Source organism: Trinickia dinghuensis, assembly GCF_003367175.1.
GTDB classification, from domain to species: Bacteria; Pseudomonadota; Gammaproteobacteria; order Burkholderiales; family Burkholderiaceae; genus Trinickia; species Trinickia dinghuensis.
The window spans coordinates 534,917-555,943 of record NZ_QRGA01000001.1 but is presented as its reverse complement, the minus strand read 5'-3'; the positions used below and the strand labels follow the sequence as shown (position 1 = coordinate 555,943).

18 protein-coding genes are annotated in these 21,027 nt (G+C 60.7%); 7 read left to right on the top strand and 11 right to left on the bottom strand.

The window, feature by feature from the left end:
- Nucleotides 1–27 precede the first annotated feature (27 nt).
- The 3 genes from DWV00_RS02460 to dapD all read left to right on the top strand — a co-directional run bounded on the left by DWV00_RS02460 (nt 28) and on the right by dapD (nt 3,382).
- Nucleotides 28–1,290: a diaminopimelate decarboxylase gene (locus DWV00_RS02460; RefSeq protein ID WP_115531919.1), complete on the top strand. Its 1,263-nt coding sequence runs from the start codon at nt 28–30 to the stop codon at nt 1,288–1,290.
- Nucleotides 1,291–1,362: 72 nt separating this feature from the next.
- Nucleotides 1,363–2,556: a succinyldiaminopimelate transaminase gene (gene dapC, locus DWV00_RS02455; protein WP_115531918.1), complete on the top strand. Its 1,194-nt coding sequence runs from the start codon at nt 1,363–1,365 to the stop codon at nt 2,554–2,556.
- Nucleotides 2,557–2,563: 7 nt separating this feature from the next.
- Nucleotides 2,564–3,382: a 2,3,4,5-tetrahydropyridine-2,6-dicarboxylate N-succinyltransferase gene (gene dapD, locus DWV00_RS02450; RefSeq protein WP_115531917.1), complete on the top strand. Its 819-nt coding sequence runs from the start codon at nt 2,564–2,566 to the stop codon at nt 3,380–3,382.
- A gap of 104 nt (nt 3,383–3,486) precedes the next feature.
- Here the strand turns inward: dapD and DWV00_RS02445 are convergent, their stop codons facing one another.
- The 6 genes from DWV00_RS02445 to DWV00_RS02420 form a co-directional block, all read right to left on the bottom strand.
- Nucleotides 3,487–3,708 (bottom strand): tautomerase family protein, encoded by a 222-nt coding sequence (locus DWV00_RS02445; RefSeq protein WP_115531916.1) that lies wholly within the window; start codon nt 3,706–3,708, stop codon nt 3,487–3,489.
- A 25-nt stretch (nt 3,709–3,733) separates the two neighbouring features.
- Nucleotides 3,734–5,197, bottom strand: a complete 1,464-nt coding sequence (gene bufA1 / locus DWV00_RS02440) for a BufA1 family periplasmic bufferin-type metallophore (RefSeq protein WP_115531915.1) — start codon at nt 5,195–5,197, stop codon at nt 3,734–3,736.
- Nucleotides 5,194–6,201 (bottom strand): LysR substrate-binding domain-containing protein, encoded by a 1,008-nt coding sequence (locus DWV00_RS02435; RefSeq protein WP_115531914.1) that lies wholly within the window; start codon nt 6,199–6,201, stop codon nt 5,194–5,196. The genes bufA1 and DWV00_RS02435 overlap by 4 nt, the downstream gene beginning before the upstream one ends.
- A 123-nt stretch (nt 6,202–6,324) precedes the next feature.
- Nucleotides 6,325–6,972 (bottom strand): 3-isopropylmalate dehydratase small subunit, encoded by a 648-nt coding sequence (leuD, locus tag DWV00_RS02430; protein WP_115531913.1) that lies wholly within the window; start codon nt 6,970–6,972, stop codon nt 6,325–6,327.
- Nucleotides 6,973–7,018: 46 nt separating this feature from the next.
- The gene (gene leuC, locus DWV00_RS02425) at nt 7,019–8,425 is read right to left on the bottom strand and encodes a 3-isopropylmalate dehydratase large subunit (protein ID WP_115531912.1); all 1,407 of its coding nucleotides are present in this window, start codon (nt 8,423–8,425) and stop codon (nt 7,019–7,021) included.
- A gap of 155 nt (nt 8,426–8,580) precedes the next feature.
- Nucleotides 8,581–9,483, bottom strand: coding sequence for a LysR family transcriptional regulator (locus DWV00_RS02420; protein ID WP_115531911.1), 903 nt, complete (start codon nt 9,481–9,483; stop codon nt 8,581–8,583).
- Nucleotides 9,484–9,821: 338 nt separating this feature from the next.
- Between DWV00_RS02420 and DWV00_RS02415 the strand changes: the two genes are divergently transcribed.
- The 3 genes from DWV00_RS02415 (at nt 9,822) to DWV00_RS02405 (ending at nt 12,181) form a co-directional block, all read left to right on the top strand.
- A complete protein-coding gene (locus DWV00_RS02415) occupies nt 9,822–11,090 on the top strand; it encodes a pyridoxal phosphate-dependent aminotransferase (protein WP_115531910.1) in 1,269 nt (422 codons plus the stop codon).
- A 122-nt stretch (nt 11,091–11,212) separates the two neighbouring features.
- Nucleotides 11,213–11,428 (top strand): 2-hydroxymuconate tautomerase family protein, encoded by a 216-nt coding sequence (locus tag DWV00_RS02410; RefSeq protein ID WP_115531909.1) that lies wholly within the window; start codon nt 11,213–11,215, stop codon nt 11,426–11,428.
- 39 nt (nt 11,429–11,467) lie between these two features.
- On the top strand, nt 11,468–12,181 hold the full coding sequence (locus DWV00_RS02405; protein WP_115531908.1) for a glutathione S-transferase family protein: 714 nt from the start codon (nt 11,468–11,470) through the stop codon (nt 12,179–12,181).
- Nucleotides 12,182–12,346: 165 nt separating this feature from the next.
- Here DWV00_RS02405 and DWV00_RS02400 read toward each other — a convergent pair whose 3' ends face one another.
- Nucleotides 12,347–14,056: a sensor histidine kinase gene (locus DWV00_RS02400; RefSeq protein WP_115531907.1), complete on the bottom strand. Its 1,710-nt coding sequence runs from the start codon at nt 14,054–14,056 to the stop codon at nt 12,347–12,349.
- Nucleotides 14,057–14,618: 562 nt separating this feature from the next.
- Between DWV00_RS02400 and DWV00_RS02395 the strand changes: the two genes are divergently transcribed.
- On the top strand, nt 14,619–16,073 hold the full coding sequence (locus DWV00_RS02395) for a DUF2252 domain-containing protein (protein ID WP_115531906.1): 1,455 nt from the start codon (nt 14,619–14,621) through the stop codon (nt 16,071–16,073).
- A 39-nt stretch (nt 16,074–16,112) separates the two neighbouring features.
- Here the strand turns inward: DWV00_RS02395 and DWV00_RS02390 are convergent, their stop codons facing one another.
- The 4 genes from DWV00_RS02390 to DWV00_RS02375 all read right to left on the bottom strand — a co-directional run bounded on the left by DWV00_RS02390 (nt 16,113) and on the right by DWV00_RS02375 (nt 21,026).
- The gene (locus tag DWV00_RS02390; protein ID WP_115531905.1) at nt 16,113–17,102 is read right to left on the bottom strand and encodes a quinone oxidoreductase family protein; all 990 of its coding nucleotides are present in this window, start codon (nt 17,100–17,102) and stop codon (nt 16,113–16,115) included.
- 230 nt (nt 17,103–17,332) lie between these two features.
- Nucleotides 17,333–18,913: an isocitrate lyase gene (locus DWV00_RS02385; RefSeq protein WP_115531904.1), complete on the bottom strand. Its 1,581-nt coding sequence runs from the start codon at nt 18,911–18,913 to the stop codon at nt 17,333–17,335.
- A 414-nt stretch (nt 18,914–19,327) separates the two neighbouring features.
- Nucleotides 19,328–19,642: an AtuA-related protein gene (locus DWV00_RS02380; protein WP_115531903.1), complete on the bottom strand. Its 315-nt coding sequence runs from the start codon at nt 19,640–19,642 to the stop codon at nt 19,328–19,330.
- A gap of 1 nt (nt 19,643) precedes the next feature.
- Nucleotides 19,644–21,026 (bottom strand): acyclic terpene utilization AtuA family protein, encoded by a 1,383-nt coding sequence (locus DWV00_RS02375; protein WP_115531902.1) that lies wholly within the window; start codon nt 21,024–21,026, stop codon nt 19,644–19,646.
- Nucleotide 21,027 lies beyond the last annotated feature (1 nt).

Sequence of the window (21,027 nt, the reverse complement as noted above, 5' to 3'; positions counted from 1 at the left end):
GCAACCGCTCGCTAGGAGGACTTCGCCTTGCCCGCCACGACTTCGTTCGAACAACGTCTGCTCCCCCAGTTGGACATGCTGGCGGGGCAATACGGCACGCCCTTCCACATCTACGACGAGCAAGGGATACGAGACACCTGCATGCGCTTCAACAAGGCGTTTGAAGGCGCGGCGTTTCGCCAGTACTTCGCCGTCAAGGCGCTGCCGAACCCTTGGATTTTGAAAATCCTTCATGAATGCGGGTTCGGCTTCGACTGCGCGTCCGTGCCCGAGTTGAAATTGGCGTCCTGGGTGGGCGCACGCGGGAAGGACCTATTCTTCACGTCGAACAACACGAACGCCAGTGAATTTACCGCGGCGCAAAGGCTAGGCAGCATCGTCAACCTCGACGACGAATGCTATCTCTCGAGTTTGGATGCCTTCCCCGATCTCGCGTGCTTCCGCGCGAGCATTCCCGATGCGGCTCGTGAATGCGACTTCATGGGCCGATTTCGAGAATCGAAATTCGGCGTGCCGGAGCATCGCCTGGAAAGCGCTTACGCTGCGGCACGCCGGCGCGGGTCGCAGCGTTTCGGCATCCACGCCATGCTTTGCTCGAACGAAATCAGCGCGGATCGCGCGATCTCGGCGGTCAGGCGAATTCTATCGAGGGCGGCGGAGATCGCGTCTGCCGTCGGTCTGAGTTTCGAGTTCGTCAATATCGGCGGCGGCATCGGTATTCCCTATCGGCCGGACGACCCCTCTTTCGATTTGGAGAAATTCGCGTCGGGCGTCATCGCTTTACGAGACACATTTTTCCCGAACCACAGCACCCAACCCGCGATCTACACCGAATGTGGCCGCTACATCACTGGCCCGCATGGTGTGCTGGTGACGCGCGTCATCAATCGGATGAGCAAATGGAAGGAAATCGCCGGGGTGGATGCATCGATGAGCGCACTCATGCGGCCGGCGCTCTACGCCAATGCGTATCACCACATCACGCTGCCTTTCGTGCGTAACCGCACTACCGGGCCGGTCGACGTGGTCGGATCGCTGTGCGAAAACAACGACAAGTTCGCCGTCGATCGCAATCTACCCGATCCGAAACCCGGCGATCTCATGATCGTTCACGACACCGGGGCGCACGGCGCATCGATGGGCTTCAACTACAACGGCCGCCTGCGACCGAAGGAATTGCTGCTCAAAAGTGATGGCAATGTCATGGAAATTCGGCGCGCGGAAGAATGCGAGCGCGATTTCTTCTCGACGATTGCTCCGTTGCCCAGATGCGAGGCGGCGTTCGTCTAATGCCGTATCCGCCCGGCTCCCTCTGCTCCCGACGGGCTCCTACGGCACCGCTACATTCCGCGGATCGGTACCATGAATCCTGACATCGAACACCTTCATACGTACCCGTTCGAAAAACTGCGGCGATTATTGAGCGAGGTCAGCCCGGCGTCGTTGCAGCACGTCGACATGTCGATGGGCGAGCCGACTCACGCTACGCCGTTAGCCATACAGCAAGCCTATGCCGACGGCGTTCGCGAACTGGCGAAGTATCCGCCCACCGGCGGGGCTGCCGTGTTGCGCAGGAGCATCGCGCGCTGGCTCCAACGGCGATACGCGCTGCGCGGCATTTGCGAGGACCGTCATGTCCTTCCGGTCAACGGCACTCGCGAAGCGCTGTTTTCCTTTGCTCAAGCGGTGATCGACAGCACGCGCGGCTACCGTCCGATCGTGCAGATGCCCAACCCGTTCTACCAGATTTACGAAGGCGCGGCATTGCTTGCCAAGGCGACGCCGTACTTTCTGAATCTGTGCCCTGAGCGCTCGTACTCGATCGACTGGGCGGAGATAGCGCAAGAGGTCTGGGCACGCACGCAACTCGTCTTTATCTGCTCGCCCGGCAATCCGACCGGAAACGTGCTGTCGCTCTCGCAATGGCGTAGCTTGTTCGACCTCGCCGACCGTTACGGATTCGTCATTGCCGCGGACGAGTGCTATTCGGAAATTTACTTCGACGAAACCCGGCCCAGTCTCGGGGCATTGCAGGCTGCCGAGCTATTGGATCGAGCCGACTATCGCCAGCTTGTCGTATTCAACAGCTTGTCAAAACGCTCCAACGTTCCGGGACTGCGCTCCGGCTTCGTGGCAGGCGATGCGGAAATCCTGAAAAAATTCCTGCTATACCGGACGTACCATGGGTCGGCAATGAGTGGCGCTGTCAGCGTCGCGAGTGTCGCGGCCTGGGATGACGAATCGCATGTCGCGGAAAATCGCTATCTCTACCGGCAAAAATTGGCCGCGGTTCTTCCCATATTGAACGAAGCGCTCGAAGTGCCCGCACCGCAAGCATCGTTTTTTCTATGGGTAAAGACACCCATCGACGATATCGCGTTCGCCAAGCGCTTGTACCAAGAGCAGCACGTCACGGTTCTGCCGGGCAACTATCTCGCGCGCAACGCTCACGGCATCAATCCGGGAGAAAACTACGTACGCGCCGCATTGGTCGCACCGATCGATCAATGCGTGGAGGGTGCTCGGAGAATGTCGCGATTCATTCGAAGCTTATAGGTTACTCATGCAAGAAACCCGAAAAATCATTGAGTCTGCATTCGAGCACCGTAGCGAGATTTCACCCCAGCTGGCCGATCCCGAGCTCAAGACTGCCGTCGATCGCGTACTCGCCGCACTCGATGCGGGCCGCCTGCGCGCCGCGGAAAAATTCGATGGCCAATGGGTCACGCACGAGTGGGTGAAAAAGGCCATCCTGCTGTCATTTCGCCTTGATGCGAACGTTGCCATGAACGCAGGCTGTATGCAGTATTTCGACAAAATCGAAAGCAAGTTCGCACACTACACGGCAACCGATTTTGCCGCCGGCGGATTTCGGGTCGTGCCGCCGGCCGTGGCGCGTCGGGGCAGCTTCATAGGACGCAATGTCGTGCTCATGCCTTCGTTCGTCAACATCGGCGGTTACGTGGGCGACGGCACCATGGTGGATACGTGGGCGACGGTAGGATCGTGTGCGCAGATCGGCAAGAACGTTCACTTATCCGGCGGGGTAGGCATCGGCGGTGTGCTCGAACCTTTGCAAGATAGTCCGACCATCGTCGAGGACAACTGCTTTATCGGTGCGCGCTCGGAAATCGTCGAGGGCGTGATCGTAGAAGAGAATTCGGTGATCTCGATGGGCGTCTACATCGGCAAAAGCACAAAGATTTTCGACCGGGAAACGGGCGCCGTCACGTATGGCCGCGTGCCGGCCGGTTCGGTCGTCGTCGCCGGGAGCCTTCCGTCGGACGACGGTAGATACAACCTCAATTGCGCCGTCATCGTCAAGAAAGTCGACGAAAGAACACGCAGTAAAGTCGCGATCAACGAACTCGTCAGGGCCTGAGACCGGACTCATCGGCTTGCGCCGGTGAGTCCGAGCTGCCGGCCATCGGGTACGGTAGGACTGCATCGACGCCGGTCGACAACCCGACGCCGATGCGTGCCGCATCACGCGTGAGCACGACCTGCGAGCGCTCGTTTTCGGAATTCGAGCGCCCCCAGTCCGTTCAGCCCAACGTTGTCGAGTTGGACTTCATCGATCACAACCATTGTCGGCGTTGCGGTCTCGCCCAACGTCTCGTGCAAGATTCTTGTTACGCTGGCGATGAGCACGCTCTTCTGCGCCCGCGAGACGTCTTCATCCGTGATTGTTATCAGCACCATCGGCATCGCTGCTCTCCTTGAGTCCAAGCTTTTACCTTGTCAGGACGGGGGGCGTCGTTTCCCGCACCACGCGAAATCCGACGACATCCGCGCGTAAGCTCTCCGGTACGGCGGCGCGACTTGCCGACCGAACGAAGCTTGGTACGTTCGCCCACGACGCGCCCCGTATCGTTCTGCGATCGCAACTGGCTTCGTCCCACGCCCGGCCATCGGCGGGTGCGCCCTGGTAATCGCCATGCCAGCAGTCGGCCGTCCACTGCCAAACGTTGCCCAGCACGTCGAGAAGGCCAAACGGGTTCGCGGGGAAGCTGCCGACAGGAGACGTATAGACCCACTTATCGGCCCCGGCGGCAAAGCCGCCGCAACGCGTTTGCTGAGGGCATTCGTCAGGGCCGTAATTGGCGTAGTCGCGACGTATGTCATCGCCCCACCAGCGAGCGGTGGTCGTGCCGGCACGTGCCGCGTACTCCCATTCGGCCTCGCTCGGCAGCCGATAGGGCCGATGCGATTTTTTTGTAAGCCAAGCCAAATACGCCTTCGCGTCGCTCCAACTGACGTTGACGACGGGAAGATTTCCGCGTCCCCATCCTTCATCCGACGGCCGATACCCGTTGCAGCCGCCATCCCGCACACAGGCGTCCCACTCATCGAACGTTACGTCCGAGCGGCTAATGGCGAACGGAGCGGCTATCTCGACGAGGTGCTGCGTTTCGTTCCCGAAGCGGCCGGCCTCGTCTGTTGGCGAGCCCATCACGAATTGTGCCGCGGGCAGCGGAATCATTTCCGGACAGTCGTGGCAGTCGCTAAACGATTTTCCGGCTGCATCCGCGAGCGCCGAGCTTGCATGCGCTTGTGGCGCTTGTGGCGCTTGTGGCGCTTGCGGCGTTTGCGGCGTTTGCGGTGCTTTTGGCGTTTGCGTCGATAGATACGCGGCGACATTGACGATATCGGCATCGGTCAACGAGGCTGCCGCCGTGTTCATCAGCGCGTTTTCGCGGGTGCGTGCGCGAAACTTCCGCAACTGCTCCGTAACATAGGACGCATACTGTCCCGCTATCCGCGGATAGGCCGGAGAATCGGAGTTCCCGTCCGCGCCGTGGCAAGCGGCACATGCCGGCACGGCACGCGACGCGTCTCCATGGGTATAGAGGGCGGCACCCGCAACCTGATCGGCTTTCGGCGATGGGGCCACGGCGGCGGAGGAGGACGAACAGGCGAGCGGCGCACGCTGCACCGTGCCTCCCAGCTGCGTGCAAGTGCCTTGCGGCACCATTGTCCACTCGGTTGGGTCGTGATCGGTGCGCGATAGCCCCGAGCACAAGTGGAAGCAGGTGCTGTTCGCACATTCGTTGTGGCCGGCTTTTGCCACGCCATAGCAAACTTCCTTGGCCGCGGTGTCCGCCGCATGGGCATCGACCGAGACCATTGCCGCACACACGGCAGCGAATGCGGCGTGGACGAGGGCTTGTCGTCCGCCGTTCGAGGGAATACTCATGCCCAAGCCCCCTCGAAGGCGATCCGTTGTTCCGCGACTGCAGCCAGAGGAAAGCGCGAATCATAGTCCGCCGCAGACGAAGCTGCGCATGCGTTCCGCGCGACTTGACTCAAGTAATCGAACAGTGCCGATACCGCGCGCGACTGTGGTCTTTCAGCGGAGACGACAATCTGAAGTTGACGGTCAGTCCAAGCATCGTCGAGTTCGATGGCCACTAACCCGAGCGGTTCGCCGATTGCGCGAAAAGCTCCGTGGGGTAACAGGCCCACACCAACGCGAGCCAGCACCGTCCTGCACAGGGCGTCGAAACCTCGCACGTGCGCGCGTACTTTAAGCGTTTTGCCATACTCGGCCGCTACTCTCTGCGCTTGCACACTGATCCAGTCGCCGCCTTGCAAGTCGACGTAGTCTGCATCCAATGTGTCGGCGAGCGACGTCCGTCGACCGTGCTGGGCGAGCGGGTGGTCGGCTCGCGTAACCAGCACGATGCGGTCCCGCCAATACGGACGCGTATCGACGAGCAGTTCCCCCATCTTTTCCGACATGGGTGCGCAGATACCCAAATCGGCCGTGCCGCCCTGCACGGAGAGCAGAACGTCGCTGCTCGACAGCTCTAGCAGGTCGATGCCGATGGACGAATGCGCGTGCAGAAAGCCTTGAAAGTCTTCCGGCAAGAACTGAGCGATTGCGGAAGGGTTCGCCGCCACCCGCACGCGCATCGATTCTCCGCGAAGTTCGAGGCCGATGCTTTGCGCATTGCACAACATTTGCTGTGCATGGCGGCGGACGGTTTCGCCCGCGTGAGTGAGTTTCATGCCCTTGTTTTCGCGAACAAACAGCTGAACCCCAATCGCTCGCTCGAGTTCCTGTAGCCGCTTACTGGCCGCCGATACCGCAATTGCCTCACGACGAGCACCACCCGAAAGCGTCCCCTCCTGATGAATGGACAACAGCAGTTGTAGTGTCGTTAGATCCAGACATTTGATCAGATTCCTGATTTGCATGGCCCTCTCTCCTCTCTTTTATTGTTCAACTGCTCGGTCGTGCTGCCTGATGCCGGATGCGGTCTGTCTCCTTCTTTGCGTCGTTTCTCTCTATGCGGTGGCGTCTCCTTCCAATTGAATGAACTAAAAAGTCTCCGATAACCAGGGGTACCGTTCTAGCTGCCGTGCTTCGAAGCGTCGGATGTCGTCGGCGCGCTGCAGCGTTAGGGCAACGTCGTCGTATCCGTTGAGAAGACAGTGCTTGCGAAACGGATCGACATCGAACCGATAGACGATCGTGCTATCCATGTTCGAAACCGTCTGCTGCTCGAGATCGACCGAAAGCTCGAGCGTGCGGCAAGCGCGTGCCTGCTCGAATAATTGATCGATTTCTTCAGGGGCAAGCACAATCGGCAAGACGCCATTCTTGAAACTGTTGTGAAAGAAAATATCGGCGAAGCTAGGTGCGATGAATACCCGGAAGCCGTACTGCTCGAGTGCCCACAGGGCATGTTCCCGCGACGACCCGCAGCCGAAGTTCGCGCGTGCCAGAAGAATCGAGGCGCCGCTCAGCTCGGGGCGGTTGAGCACGAAGTCAGGATTGAGCGGCCTCTTTGAGCAGTCCTGCCCCGGCTCCCCATGATCGAGATAGCGCCATTCGTCGAACAGGTTCTCGCCGAAGCCTGTCCGGCGAATCGATTTCAAGAACTGCTTAGGGATAATTGCGTCGGTATCGACGTTTGCGCGGTCGAGCGGAACGACGAGCCCGTCGTGTCGAGTCAAAGGTTTCATGTTGGTTTGCAGGTTAGGTCGCGATTTCGAATCCTCGGACTCGAGATCAAGGCAGATCGCGGATATCGACGAAGTGCCCGGCAATAGCCGCCGCAGCCGCCATCGCAGGGCTCACGAGATGAGTGCGTCCACCGGCGCCTTGGCGCCCTTCGAAGTTCCGATTCGAAGTCGAAGCGCAACGCTCGCCCGGTTTCAGCCGGTCCTCGTTCATGGCCATGCACATCGAGCACCCCGGTTCGCGCCATTCAAAACCCGCGTCCAGGAATGCCTTGTCGATTCCCTCACGCTCTGCCTGCGCTTTGACCAAGCCGGAGCCGGGCACGACCATCGCCAGCTTGATGTTGGAGGCGAGCCGCTTCCCGCGGACCACAGCCGCCGCCGAGCGCAAGTCTTCGATACGCGAGTTGGTGCAGGAGCCGATGAATACCTTGTCGATCGCGATGTCTGTGATACGGGTTGCGGGGGCCAGGCCCATGTAGTCGAGCGCTTTCTGAATGCCGTCGCGGCGAATCGGATCGAGCTCCGCGTTGGGATCGGGCACACGACCGTCGACCGGAACCACCATCTCCGGCGACGTACCCCACGTCACCTGGGGCAGAACGTGCGCCGCGTCGAGGGTGACGACGAGGTCGAATTCGGCACCCTCATCGGAATGGAGCGTTCGCCAATATTCGACGGCGCGGTCCCACTCATCGCCGCTCGGCGCCAGCGGACGGCCACGAACGTATTCGAGCGTGGTGTCGTCGAATGCGACCATGCCGGCGCGCGCGCCCGCCTCGATCGCCATATTGCAAATCGTCATGCGCCCTTCCATGGACAGGGCGCGAATGGCCGAGCCCGCATATTCGATCGCGCACCCGGTAGCGCCCGCCGTCCCGATTTTGCCGATGATTGCGAGCACGAGATCTTTCGCCGTCACGCCTGGCAGCAGTTCGCCGTCGACCTTGACAAGCATCGACTTCATCTTTCGCGTGAGGAGCGTCTGGGTGACGAGGACGTGCTCGACTTCCGACGTGCCGATCCCGTACGCAAGGCTCGCCAGCGCGCCGTGCGTGGACGTATGCGAGTCGCCGCACACGAGCGTCATGCCAGGCAAGCTGATTCCCTGCTCCGGCCCAATGACGTGTTCGATACCTTGGCGCTTGTCGGCCATGTCGAAATAGGTGAAGCCGAAGGCCTTCGCGTTGTCGCCAAGCGTCGCCACTTGGATGCGCGAAATCGGATCGTCGATGCGCCCGCCAGTGCGATCCGTTGTCGGAACATTGTGGTCGGCAACGGCAAAATTCGCGGCAGCGCGCCAGGGTTTTCTTCCGGCGAGCTTCACTGCTTCGAACGCCTGCGGGCTCGAGACCTCATTGATGAGATGTCGATCGATGTAGAGCAGTGTGGTGCCGTCCGCTTGAGTCGCGACGACGTGCGCGTCCCAAAGCTTGTCGTAAAGGGTTTTTGGCATGGTTCGCAAGTTCGAAAATACGTTCTTGCGATCATAAAGGCCAGCGATTCACGCGAAGCGTGACAAGTTGCGATGACTGAAATGCTAAAACGAGAGCGTTCGCGCGCTGCGTGCGCGGAAATGGTGCGCGGTCGCTTGCTATTGAACTAGGACGTTCAGGGCTTATTGGTTAGGAAATTCACGAGTGCGGCTGCCGGTGCGGTCAACCGCTCGCGATCCCGGCAAACGATGACCAGCGAGCGGGCCGACCATGGCTCGGCAATCGGAATCAGGCGAATATTCAGTGTGTTCAGGTAGAGCTCGCCGATTTGCTGCGGCACGACAGTGACGCCGAGTTGTACGTGCACCATGCGGCAAAGCGCATCGAGGCTGCGCACGCGAATCTTTACGTTCAAATCCTTGCCGATCGCCTGAGCCTGCTGGCAGAGCAGCGACATTAGCGCGGCATCGCCGCCAAATCCGACGAACTGCTCGTCGACGAAATCGGCCAGCCGAACCGTTGTCGCCGTGCCGAGACGATGGGCCGCAGGCACGACCAGCACCAGCCGGTCAGTTCGATAGGGCAGCGGTTCGAGGCCCTCGACGGCGGGTATTTCGTTGCAGATGCCGAAGTCGATGCCGCCTTCGCGGACGCTGCGCAAAACGTTGGTGCTCGTTCGTTCTTCGACTTCGATGTCGACATCGGGAAAGACACGCCTGAATCCGGCGATGTCTTCGGGCAGGAACTGAACGACGGCCGACAGACTGGCGGCGACATTGACAACGCCTTTTGCGCCGGTCACATACTGCGATAGCTCCGCTTCCATGCCTTCTATATTGGCAATAACCGCCTGCGCATGACGGAGCACCGTTGCGCCGACAGGGGTCACTGAGATACCGCGCGATTCGCGCACGATGATGGGCAACCCGATCAGCGCCTCGATTTCAGAAATTCGTCGACTCACCGCAGATGACGTAATGCATTCACGTTCCGCGGCGCGCGCAATATTCCGTTCCTGGCAAACGGCGACGAAAAGCCGTAGCGACGTCAGGTCAAGCTTTCTGAGAAGTTGGTTCATGACATTGTGCCCTGTCGAGGACGCACGGCACGCGCCGCACGGGCAAATGATATCTCAATGTTCCGACGGCCCCATGCCGTCGAGGGATAAACCTCGATTGCGCCGATTATTAACGGCGCTTCCGCCCGCTGCATTTGTAGCATATACCGGGGCTCTAGCGGGCGGGCGTGCTGCCCATCCGCGTTCGCCGATCGGAAACGATCGTTGAAATATCGCGACTTGTCCCGTTCATTTATCCCCCTCTATATTAGTTTTCAAATACGCGGACACCCGTTCGAAGTTGCACCGTTCAACGTTCGCTTCACTTTTTCCTTATAGCGTCACGATCTCATCCTCGTATGCACCAGACCTTGTCGCAAGTGAGCGGCGCAACCACCGCCGTTCCGCCGCTTCCGGACACCTTCTCCTCAAGCGGATGTACGACGCCGCAAAGAGGGATTGTCGAAGCGGCGCGGCGCGACATCGCCCGAGTGGGCGCCGCCTCGCAGTTGGTCCGCGTAGCGCGCGAAGCATTTCGCCGGCGCGATGTGGATTTTCTTTGCTTTGGAGAGAGCGATCATCCTGCGCCGCAGAGCGCAGTCGCCGCGCTCAAGCAAGCGCTGGACGATGGCGAGACTCGATACCCGGACATTCGCGGTTTGCCTGCATTGCGCGAGGCGCTCGCGGATTATCTCACCGCGCTGCATCGTCGGCCTGTCTCGGAGACGCGCATCGCCGTTACTGCCTCCGGCATGGCCGCGCTCAATGTCGCGTTCTCGGCCTTGCTGCGTCCCAATGATGCGGTGGTCGTGATATCGCCTTCGTGGCCGAATCCGGTCAATCTCGCGACGTTGCGCGGCGCCAAGATTCGCGAAGTCGTGCTTACGTACGGCGAGTCGGGTTTTGCACTCGACATGGACCTGCTTGATCAGGCTCTCGCGGGCGCGCGCGTGCTGTTTCTCAATTCGCCGAATAACCCGACAGGATGGTGTGCGCGGGATGCGGAGCTAACCGCGATTCTCGAGCTTTGCCGCAAGCACGGGGCATGGATCGTCGCTGACGATGTTTATTCTCGGCTGGTGTACGACGGCCGCGAAGCGGCGCCGTCCATGCTCGATCATGCGCAGTCCGGCGACAAGCTGATCGTCTGCAATAGCTTCAGCAAAGCGTGGGCGATGACAGGCTTTCGAGTCGGCTGGCTCGTTATGCCCGACGGCTTGCGCGACGAAATCGGCGAGCACGTCGAGCTGACGCATTCCGCTGTCGCGCCGTTTTCACAGCGCGCCGCGCTCGCAGCGCTCGCCGATTGCGAGTTCATTCCAAAGTTTCGTGCCTACTGCGCAGCAGGCCGCTCGATCGTCGAAGACGCGCTCTCCGGCATACGGGGCCTGCGATACCGTTCGCCCGATGCCTCGTTCTACGCGTTTGCTCATCTTGACGGCATCGAAGACAGCGAAGCGCTAGCGATGCGGCTCGTACGCGACCATCAGGTGGCGATCGCGCCGGGCAGCGCATTTGGAGCCGGGGGAGAAGGCTTCATCCGTCTGTGTTTCGCACAGAGTCCGACGCGTTTGCACCGAGCGATGGCCCGCCTGCAACAGAGCTTAGGTGAAACGTCGCTGCGCTGAACGGCACGTACCGAGATTCGAACCCTCGAGTCTTCTACCGGCGCTCGCGTGTGCCGTGCGTGACGGCACGAGGATCGGAAGCAGGCTAGACGAATCGATTGACATCAACCCGTGGAGGAAACATGCCGTACGTGAACATCAAGATTACCGAGGAAGCAGTGACGAACGAGCAGAAGAACAAGCTCATTGCCGGCGTCACATCGTTGCTCCAGGAAACCTTGGGCAAGAACCCCAAAACGACGATGGTCATCATCGACGAGATCAACATCGACAACTGGGGGCTTGCCGGCCTATCGGTACGAGATTATCGGGAAGTGTTGGCGAAACAGCCCGCGTAAGCCGGCGCAACAAGCAGCAGCGAAGCAGGTGATCGGCTAGTGCGTCGCTCGAAACGCGCGGGTTGGCCGGAAGTGATTGAATTCTTACTGGAGGAATCAACGGTGATTACGGTCTGGGGTAGAGAGCGTGGCGTGTGCGTGAAAAAGGTCCTGTGGTGCCTCGAAGAGCTGAAGCTCGACTTCGAGCGAATCGATGCGGGCAAGCAGTACGGCGTGATCGACACGCTGGATTACCTGAAGATGAATCGTAATGGGTTGGTACCGACTCTGAAGGATGGGGACTTCGTCCTTTGGGAATCGAACGCCATCATGCGGTATCTCGCGTTGCAGTATGGCGCCCCGACCTTTTACCCCCAAGGCGCGAAAGAGCACGCCGACGTCAATCGCTGGCTCGACTGGTCGATGGGCGCGCTGTGGGGGGATATTTCCACCGCGTTCATTCAGCTGATTCGTACGCCTGAGCCGCAGAGAAATCTAGCCGCGGTCGAAGCCGCCAGCAAAAATCTCGCAAAGAACTGGACGATCGCGGACGAGTATCTCGAGGGGAAGGCCTATATCACCGGCGATCACTTTACGATTGCCGATGTTGCGTTGGGTGTGTTGGCTCAGACATGGGTATTTCTCAATTTGAAGGACCGGCCGCACTTGCCCAACTTCGATGCCTGGTACAAGCGGATCGAGGTGAGGGACGGCTTCAAGCGCTACGCGGAGCTCCCGCCCGAGCCGGTGACCCCGAAAAAGCAAGCCGCTTGAATTGGCGGGTTGCCTTGAGCGCCTCCTCGAGAGGGGGCGCGTTTTCGGTGAACTCCGCCCCGTTGGGTTGGACAGTTTCGGAAGCCGGAGATGACTGGGCTGGGTTCTCTTCTTCATAGGGCTCGGCCCTTTTCGTGCGGGCGGATACGATGGGCCGCCTCGGCTTCAACGCTCCTGCATGACACGCAGCGGAATACGCACTTCGATCGACGTCCCGCATCCCGGCGCCGACTGAATGCTGACCTCGCCCGCGACGAGATAGGCCCGCTCGCGAAGGCCCGAGAGTCCGAACGAATTCAGCTTGCGCGGCGTCGAAAGGTCAAACCCGACGCCGTTGTCGTGCACGATCAACAAGACGTGATCGTCGTTGCGCGTCAAGCTCAGCGTTGCCTGGGTGGCGTGTGCGTGCCGCCCAATGTTGGTCAGCGATTCCTGCATGATGCGAAACACCGCAGTCGCTTGCGGCTCCTCGAGATCGAGGTCCGGGGGCTCGACGATCAACTCGCATTCGATGCCGTGGCGCTGTTGGAAGTTCTGCGCGAGCCATTCCGCCGCGGCACCGAGGCCGAGATCATCTAGCACCAGCGGCCGAAGGTCCGCCGCAATGCGGCGGGTGGCGACGACCGCTTCGTCGAGCAGCATATGCACGGGCTCGAGTTCGGCTTTCAACGCCTTTCTTTCAGAAACCAATTCAAGCTCGAGTCGAGATGTTGCCAGCGTCTGGCAAAGTTCATCGTGCAATTCGCGCGCGATCCGTCGATTTTCTTGCTCGCGCGCGGAGGTCCCGATCGACGCCAATTCACGCAGCTCCTCGCGTGAGTGCTCGAGCGCTGCTTCAGCGCGCTTGCGCTCGAGCACTTCATTGAGCAAGTCGCGGTTTGCCGCCGTGAGTGCGGCCGTACGCGCAGCCACACGGTGCTCGAGCAGCGCGTTCGCTTCGTTCAATTGCACCGTCTGCGACTCGACGCGTTGCCGCTCGATGCGTTCGCTCTCGAGTGCCTGTACGACGCGCGCGTAAAGGTTGATGTTCTCGAGCGTCAATATGACGAGTACGAAGCTTGCCGCGCATAGGCTATAGATGCGGCCGACATAGAAACCAAGATCGAAGCGGCTATGGTTGAGCACGCCCGCGAATGTGATATCGAAAAGCCACGCGCACATGACGACCATGAGCCACAGGTCGAGCACGGAGTGAGGCCGCCGCAGGAGGAGCGTCACGACCGCAAGCAGGCTCAGGGACCAGATGAGCGTCAGCACGATGGCGTGCGCCACCGTGTAGCGCGGTGCGAGCGGTGGCCCAGACAACTGCGGCGGCAGCAATGCATAGCCGCTTGTGGCCAGTATCGCGAACGCGATAGCGACGAGTGCGGCAAAGGCAATGGCGGCCAAAATCGCTCGCGTGCAAGTGCTCTCGGGCTGTGTTCGCGTCGCCGCGTCATCACGCTTCAACCACGCATAGGCAATGACGATCAGCGGAAAACTGCCATGCCAAAACACGTAGAGCCACGCCGTGCTTTGACTGCGTGCCCCTAACCAGCCGGTATCGGAGAAGACGCCTGGAAACGTGAGTAAGTGTGCCGTCGCCGTGAAGGCGGTCAGCAAATATCCCGTCGCCAAGACAAGCAGTGCTTTCGACCGCAAAATGCGGTACTGGCCAAGCAAGAGTGCCGCCGTGAGCGAATCGCATACGACGACCGCGGATTCGTAGACCGGAATAAAGGCCCAAACCCTGGCTAGCTGAACTTTCGCGAATGGAACGGCCGCAATGAAGGCGACCGCTGTAATCAGAACGACAGCAATCGCGAGTCGCCGCTCGCGGCGCCCGGGCGGCAAGGTCGAGAGGAACACCCGTGAATCGGTCGTCAACTCGTTCAAGCTCGCCCCCGTGCTCGCTCACGCGTTGATTTAGGATCTGCGCGGATATCTTACTACCAAAAAACAGATCCTACGCGTGCGTATTAGGCGGAGTTGTCTGTCTCTTTGGCTGCAGTGGCCGGAACGTATGGGTCCGATTGCGGTGCTGAATTCACAATTGGCGCTGTCAGCGTTGCGTATGCTTGGTTGTAATGGTCGTCCTCGTTGCCGGTGTTTGCGGACGCATTCAATTTAGCCCGTTCGAGATAGTTGAATGCCGTATGTCGTCGCGCACGGTTGTCGGTCCTGCGTGGCGCGCGTGCTTTCGTCCCACTGCGCGACTTTCTGAAAACTAGGCGATTTTTCATAAGGCCGATTCTCTGGGGGAATAGATCGTTGAATGATGTCGGCTTTGTAAAGTTGCCCTGTCCTCCTGCGTCTAATATCCTTCATCATCGGTTTTCGGGCGGCGAGAGCCGATCCGATTCGTGCATCGGCCGCGATGTCGAACGAGTACGCATGAGACGGCGGAGGCAGGCGTGGCCTGCCGGTCATCCGTGCATCTACACGAGGAGGCATAGGCATGACGACGAACCAGTCGCCCAAGGGGCATGCGATCCTGTCCGGTGCCGACAGCGACAGTTACCGTTCGTTGCGTCGGCGGCCCATGTCACGCGAGGAACGGTTCAAGCTCGGCCGGAGCCTGCGTCAGCAGGTTTCCCGCGATTCGATGGGCGACTGGAAGGCACCCGCGAGTCGGCCGGATCCGGTGCAGCAGATCAAGCGTTCGCATGAGGGCAGGTTGGACTGGCTGATTCCGATCCGCGTCGGGCGCATGGTGGCTTCGCCCTATGGATTCCTGCGCGGCACCGCCGTCGTCATGGCCGAGGACGTTGCTCATCTTCCTGCGACAGGCATCACTCCTGTGATCTGTGGCGATGCCCACCTTGGCAATTTTGGTTTCTACGCGTCTCCGGAGCGAGACCTCGTCATCGATCTGAACGACTTCGACGAGGCCCATCCCGGTGCCTGGGAATGGGATCTGCGCCGGCTGGTGGCCAGCATCTGGGTAGCTGGACGGCACACCGGCGCTAGCGAAGCCCAATGCCATGCTTCGGTGGCGTCCTGCGTTGCCGCTTACCGTCGAGAGGTGCGTTACCTCGCCAACGAGCCGCTGCTGTCACGTTCCTACGAGCGGATCGATGTCGATCGACTGCACGAGACGACGGGCGACACCGCACTGCGTGGCGAGATCGCACGCGCGGCTAAACGCGCACGGTCCCGCACCAGCGATCGCGCCCTGCCGCGCTTCACCACGGAGCGCGGCGGGCGTCGGTGCATCGTGGAAGAGCCGCCGCTGATTACTCACGTATCGGAGGCCGAGGCGGAGCGCATTGCCGTCGCGCTCGACGAGTATCTGGGCACGTTGGCGTCGCATTGGCGTCGCGCGCTGGGCGGTTACACGCTGGTCGACGTCGCCCATAAAGTGGTCGGAGTCGGCAGCGTTGGCCTGCGTGCCTATGTCGCATTGCTAGAGGGCAGCAGCGCCGACGATGTCGTGTTCCTGCAGCTCAAACAGGCCCGGCGCTCGGTGCTGGCCCGGTTCATTCACGGCGACTCGGCCTGGCACGCCCATCAGGGACAGCGGGTGGTGGAGTACCAACAAGCCCTGCAAACGGTCAGCGATCCGCTGCTCGGATGGACCACCGTCGACGGCCTGCAGTACTACGTCCGGCAGTTCCGCAACATGAAGGGCACCATTGCATTGGATGCGCTGGATGCAGCGGCGCTGTCCGACTACGCCGGGATCGTCGGCCATCTGCTCGGGAAAGGGCATGCCCGTACGAGCGGCGCATCCATGATCGCGGGATATGTTGGGTCTTCGGACAAGCTCGATAAGGCGATGTGCCGGTTCGCCCAAGCCTATGCGGATCAAACCGAAGCGGATCACGAGACGCTGGTCAAGGCGGTGGCTCGCGGCGTCCTTCCCGTCGAGCATGGGGAGCAGGGAGCGGGCAAAACCGCATTTCGGCCGTAGCGGTTCGCGCCGCGGATGGTCGCGCTGTTCAAGGAGGGACTAGCCGATGTCCATCACGGCTTTGCCGGACTGGCGGCGTTCCTCGAGCGCCGCATGCGCTTCCTCGACGTTGTCCAGCGTGTATCGTCCGTTGATCTCGACATGTAGCGCGCCCTGAGCGATGGCGGCGAACACGTCGTCGGCGCGGCGCTGAACCGTCGCCGCATCGGCGAGATGATCGGCGAGGCGCGGGCGCGTCAAAAACAGCGAGCCGGCTTCGCCGAGTTCGTAGGGATCGAGGTCGCGCATCGGGCCCGTTACTGAGCCGTAGTTGACGACCAGCCCGCGCACCCGCGTTGCGCGAAAGCTGTCACGCAAGGTGGTCTTGCCGACCGCATCGAACACCACGTCCACGCCTCGGCCGTCGGTCAGTTCGCGGATGCGATCCGCGAAGCCGCCGTTCTCGTAGAGCAGCACGTGATCGGCGCCGCGCGTGCGCGCGATCGCGGCCTTCTCGGCCGTGCTGGTCGTCGCGAACACTTCGACGCCGCGCCGCTTCGCCAGTTGCACCAGCAACTGGCCGATACCGCCCGACGCCGCATGCACGAGGCACGTCATGCCGGGTTCGAGCTTCGCGACGTCGTCGAGCAGATAGTGCGCTGTCGAGCCCTGAAAGATCGATGCGGCAGCGACGTCATAGCCGATGTCGTCCGGTATGCGCGCAAGCCGGGCCGCGGGCACGATCGCATAGTCGGCGTAGGCGCCCCAAACGATGCACCACGCGACCCGATCGCCCGTGCGCACCGACGTCACGCCGGCGCCCACCTCCACGACCTCACCCGCGCCTTCCATGCCGAGCGTGCACGGAATCCGTACGGGATAGGTGCGCGATTCGCGATACTTGCCCTGCCGCGTGTGCACATCCATGAAGTTGATGCCTGCCGCGACGACGCGCACCAGCACTTCTCCGTTTCCCGGCCTCGGCACCTCGATATCGACGCGGCGCAGCACTTCGGGGCCACCGTATTCATGAATTTGGATGGCTCGCATGAGTATGTTTCCTCTTCTTCGATGATTCGATGATGTTCCAGCATGATGCGCGTGTTAGTGCGCAGCGTCGACGAGACGGTCGATCTTCAACCTTCTAGATTCGTCCGCGGGACACGAGCAAGGCTGCAGCAGAAGTGAAAGTCCAGTTCGAGGCCGAAGCGAGTGTGAGTCGGATAAAAAAACGCCAACTCCGAAGGGTTGGCGTTTTGCTTGGAGCACTACCGGAAATATCAGAACTGATTCATCGTGTTGTCTTTACCCGCCGCCTTCAGGGCCGCTTCGCCGCTGAAATACTCCTTGTGGTCGTCGCCGATGTCCGAGCCGGACATGTTCTGGTGCTTGACGCAGGCGATGCCCTGACGAATTTCCTTGCGCTGCACGCCGGCCACATAGCCCAGCATGCCTTGATCGCCGAAGTATTCCTTGGCGAGGTTGTCGGTCGACAGTGCAGCCGTATGGTAGGTCGGCAGCGTGATCAGGTGATGGAAGATCCCTGCTTCGCGCGACGCGTCGGCCTGGAACGTGCGGATCTTTTCGTCGGCTGCTGCTGCCAGTTCGGTCTGATCGTACTCCACGCTCATCAACTGGGCGCGGTCGTAGGCCGACACATCCTTACCCGCGGCCTTCATCGCGTCGTACGCCTGCTGGCGGAAGTTCAGGGTCCAGTTGAACGACGGGCTGTTGTTGTACACGAGCTTCGCATTCGGGATGACCTTGCGAATCTCGTTGACCATGCCGCCGATCTGGGCGATATGCGGCTTTTCGGTTTCGATCCACAGCAGGTCGGCACCGTTTTGCAGGGCGGTGACGCAATCCAATACGCAGCGTGCTTCGCCCGTGCCGGCGCGGAACTGGAACAGGTTGCTCGGCAGGCGCTTGGGACGCAGCAGCTTGCCGTCGCGCTTGATGACGACGTCGCCGTTACCGAGTGCATCGGCCGACAATTCCTCGCAATCGAGGAACGAATTGTATTGGTCGCCCAAGTCGCCCGGCGTGTTGGTCACGGCGATCTGCTTGGTCAGGCCGGCGCCCAGCGAGTCGGTACGGGCCACGATGATGCCGTCGTCCACGCCCAGTTCCAGGAAGGCGTAGCGGATCGCGCGGATCTTGGCGAGGAAGTCCTCATGCGGCACCGTGACCTTGCCGTCCTGGTGGCCGCACTGCTTCTCGTCGGACACCTGGTTTTCGATCTGAATGCAGCATGCGCCTGCTTCGATGAACTGCTTGGCCAGCAGGTAGGTGGCTTCCGCGTTGCCGAAGCCCGCGTCGATATCGGCGATGATGGGCACCACGTGCGTGACGTGGTTGTCGATTTTTTCCTGGATGGCGGCCTTGGCCGGGCCTTCCGCTGCGTCCAACTGGCGGAACAGGCCACCCAGTTCACGGGCGTCGGCTTGGCGCAGGAACGTGTACAGCTCGCGGATCAGCGCACTGACGGACGTCTTTTCGTGCATCGACTGGTCGGGCAGCGGGCCGAACTCGGAGCGCAGCGCAGCCACCATCCAGCCGGACAGGTAAAGGTAGCGACGTTCGGTGCTGTTGAAGTGCTTCTTGATGGAGATCATCTTCTGCTGGCCGATGAAGCCGTGCCAGCAACCCAGCGATTGGGTGTACTTGGCCGGATCGGCATCGTAGGCAGCCATGTCCGCGCGCATGATCTTGGCGGTGTACTTGGCGATGTCCAGACCCGTCTTGAACTTGTTCTGCGCGCGCATGCGTGCGGCGGATTCGGGGTTGATGGCGTTCCAAGCGCTGCCTTGTTTTTCCTTCAAACCGGCAACTGCTTTGATGTCGTCTTGATACTGGGTCATGTCTATCTCCTAAGAGCCAAGCGCATTGAATGAACGGTTCAGCGTGCCGCTGCGGATGTCGAAGCAAACTGCATGACTGAATAGTAGCGCTGCTTGGCGCGTTTTCGGAGATGTCTTATATAAGACATAAGACTTTATTTTTTGTTATATTTCAATGAGATAGGTACAAATTTTTGCGATGCAAAATACGGTTTCAAGCGACGAAAACGTGGCGCCGCGAAAACTCGATCTGCGTTCCGTAATGTGAAATGCACTTTCGGCTGTTGGAGGCCGGGGCAAGCGGGATGGTTTGAGTAACGGTGGGGGGAGTAGGGGTCAACAGCACCAGATGTTGTGCTGTAAAAGAAAAGGCCCTGCGTCGAGCAGGGCCTTCAACAACTGGGGGCTTGAGCCGTTTAGATCGTGCCGACCTCGTCAGACCGGAGGCGGTGGAATTTCCATATCGAGCACGATCGAGCTGACCGACTTGCCGTGTGCATCGAGAGCGAGGGACCGCGTGACCCCGCCTCCAAGTGCATTTCCAAGCACCAAATTGAATGCGGCGAGACGCGGCAAATCGTAACGGACGACTTCTCCTAATACGAAGTCGGCGAGCCATGCTTTCACGCGCTCGGTGGTCAAATGTCTGCGCAGGTGCTCATAGTGCTTCGGATCGCGGCAAATCACCGAGACGTTCAATGTGTTGCCCTTGTCGCCCGTGCGCGAGTGCGCGAGTTCACGTAGCTTCATTTCAAGCCTCCACGAAGGTGAACGCGGGAGCCACTGCATCGCGCGGCAGCAACACCGATTGCACTGCGAGAATCTCGCGTATCAATTTGGTGACGCCACCGCCTCCCGATGGCCCATTCGTGTACAGCGTCTCGACCTCGTTGCCTATCCGCTGCGCCTCCTCGGCGTTTGCAGTACGTCCAGCTACGCGCAGCCGGACCTCCATCGGCTCGACGCGTGCGGCAGCCCCTGTATCGCCGTATAGCGAATCGACGCCGATCAGATCGAAGCGCAACTCGCTGGCCGCCACGTTCGTGAGCGAGAGCCGCTCACGCACTATCTCGAGCGCGAGACGCGCACGGCTTACGGCGCCGGGCCCGCCATACGAGATCAGTCCTTCGCCGATGAAGCCGTCCGCATATCCCACCGAGACCTTCAGCGTGTCCGTCCGCGCACTGCCACGGCCTCCCGTTACGCGCACGCGATCCGGCGCCTCTTCGGTCACTTCGACTTGCGTGAAGTCGGCCACGACGTCCGGCTGCAGATAGCGGCTCGGGTCGTGGATTTCGTAAATCAATTGTTCCTTGCACGTGGCGGCAGATACATGTCCACCCGCGTGCGGTACTTTCGTGATGACCACCGATCCGTCGGCCGAGACTTCGCCGATCGGAAAACCGAGCCGTGCGAGGTTCGGCACGTCCTTGTAGCCGGGATCCACGAAATAGCCGCCGGTAACCTGGCCGGCGCATTCGAGCAAATGACCGACGACAGTTGCCTGTCCCAAGGTGTCCCAGTCTTCCATGCGCCAGCCGAACTCGTGAATGAGCGGGGCAGTGAAAAGCGAAGGATCGGCGACACGCCCGGTGAGCACGATATCGGCGCCGGCCGCTAATGCTTTGACGATCGCTGCCGAGCCGAGGTAGGCATTCGCCGAAACGATCTTGTCGCGGTACGCCGTGACCTCATCGCCCGATTCCTCGAAGCGGAATTCGCCTTTTAAAACGAGCTCGAGCACGTCGTCGCCGCTGACGGCCGCGATCTTCAATCCGCTTAGACCGAGCGACTGCGCGATCTGCGCCGTCTTACGCGCTGCCGCGTGCGGGTTGGCCGCACCCATGTTCGAGATGATCCGGACACTGTTGCGTACGGCAATGGGCAGCACGGCGCGCATGCGTGCTTCAAGCAGGGGATCGTAGCCAAGTTGCGGATCCTTGCGCTTCGCCTGCTGAGCGATCGCGATGGTCCGCTCCGCGAGACATTCGAATACCAGATAGTCAAGTGCGCCATGTTCCGCCAGTTCGACGGCCGGCTCGATGCGGTCGCCGGAGTAGCCTGCCCCTGCGCCGATCCGCACGTGCCGCGTTTGCGACTGGCCGCCTAGACGGTCCGTTTGGTTCTCTGTCATT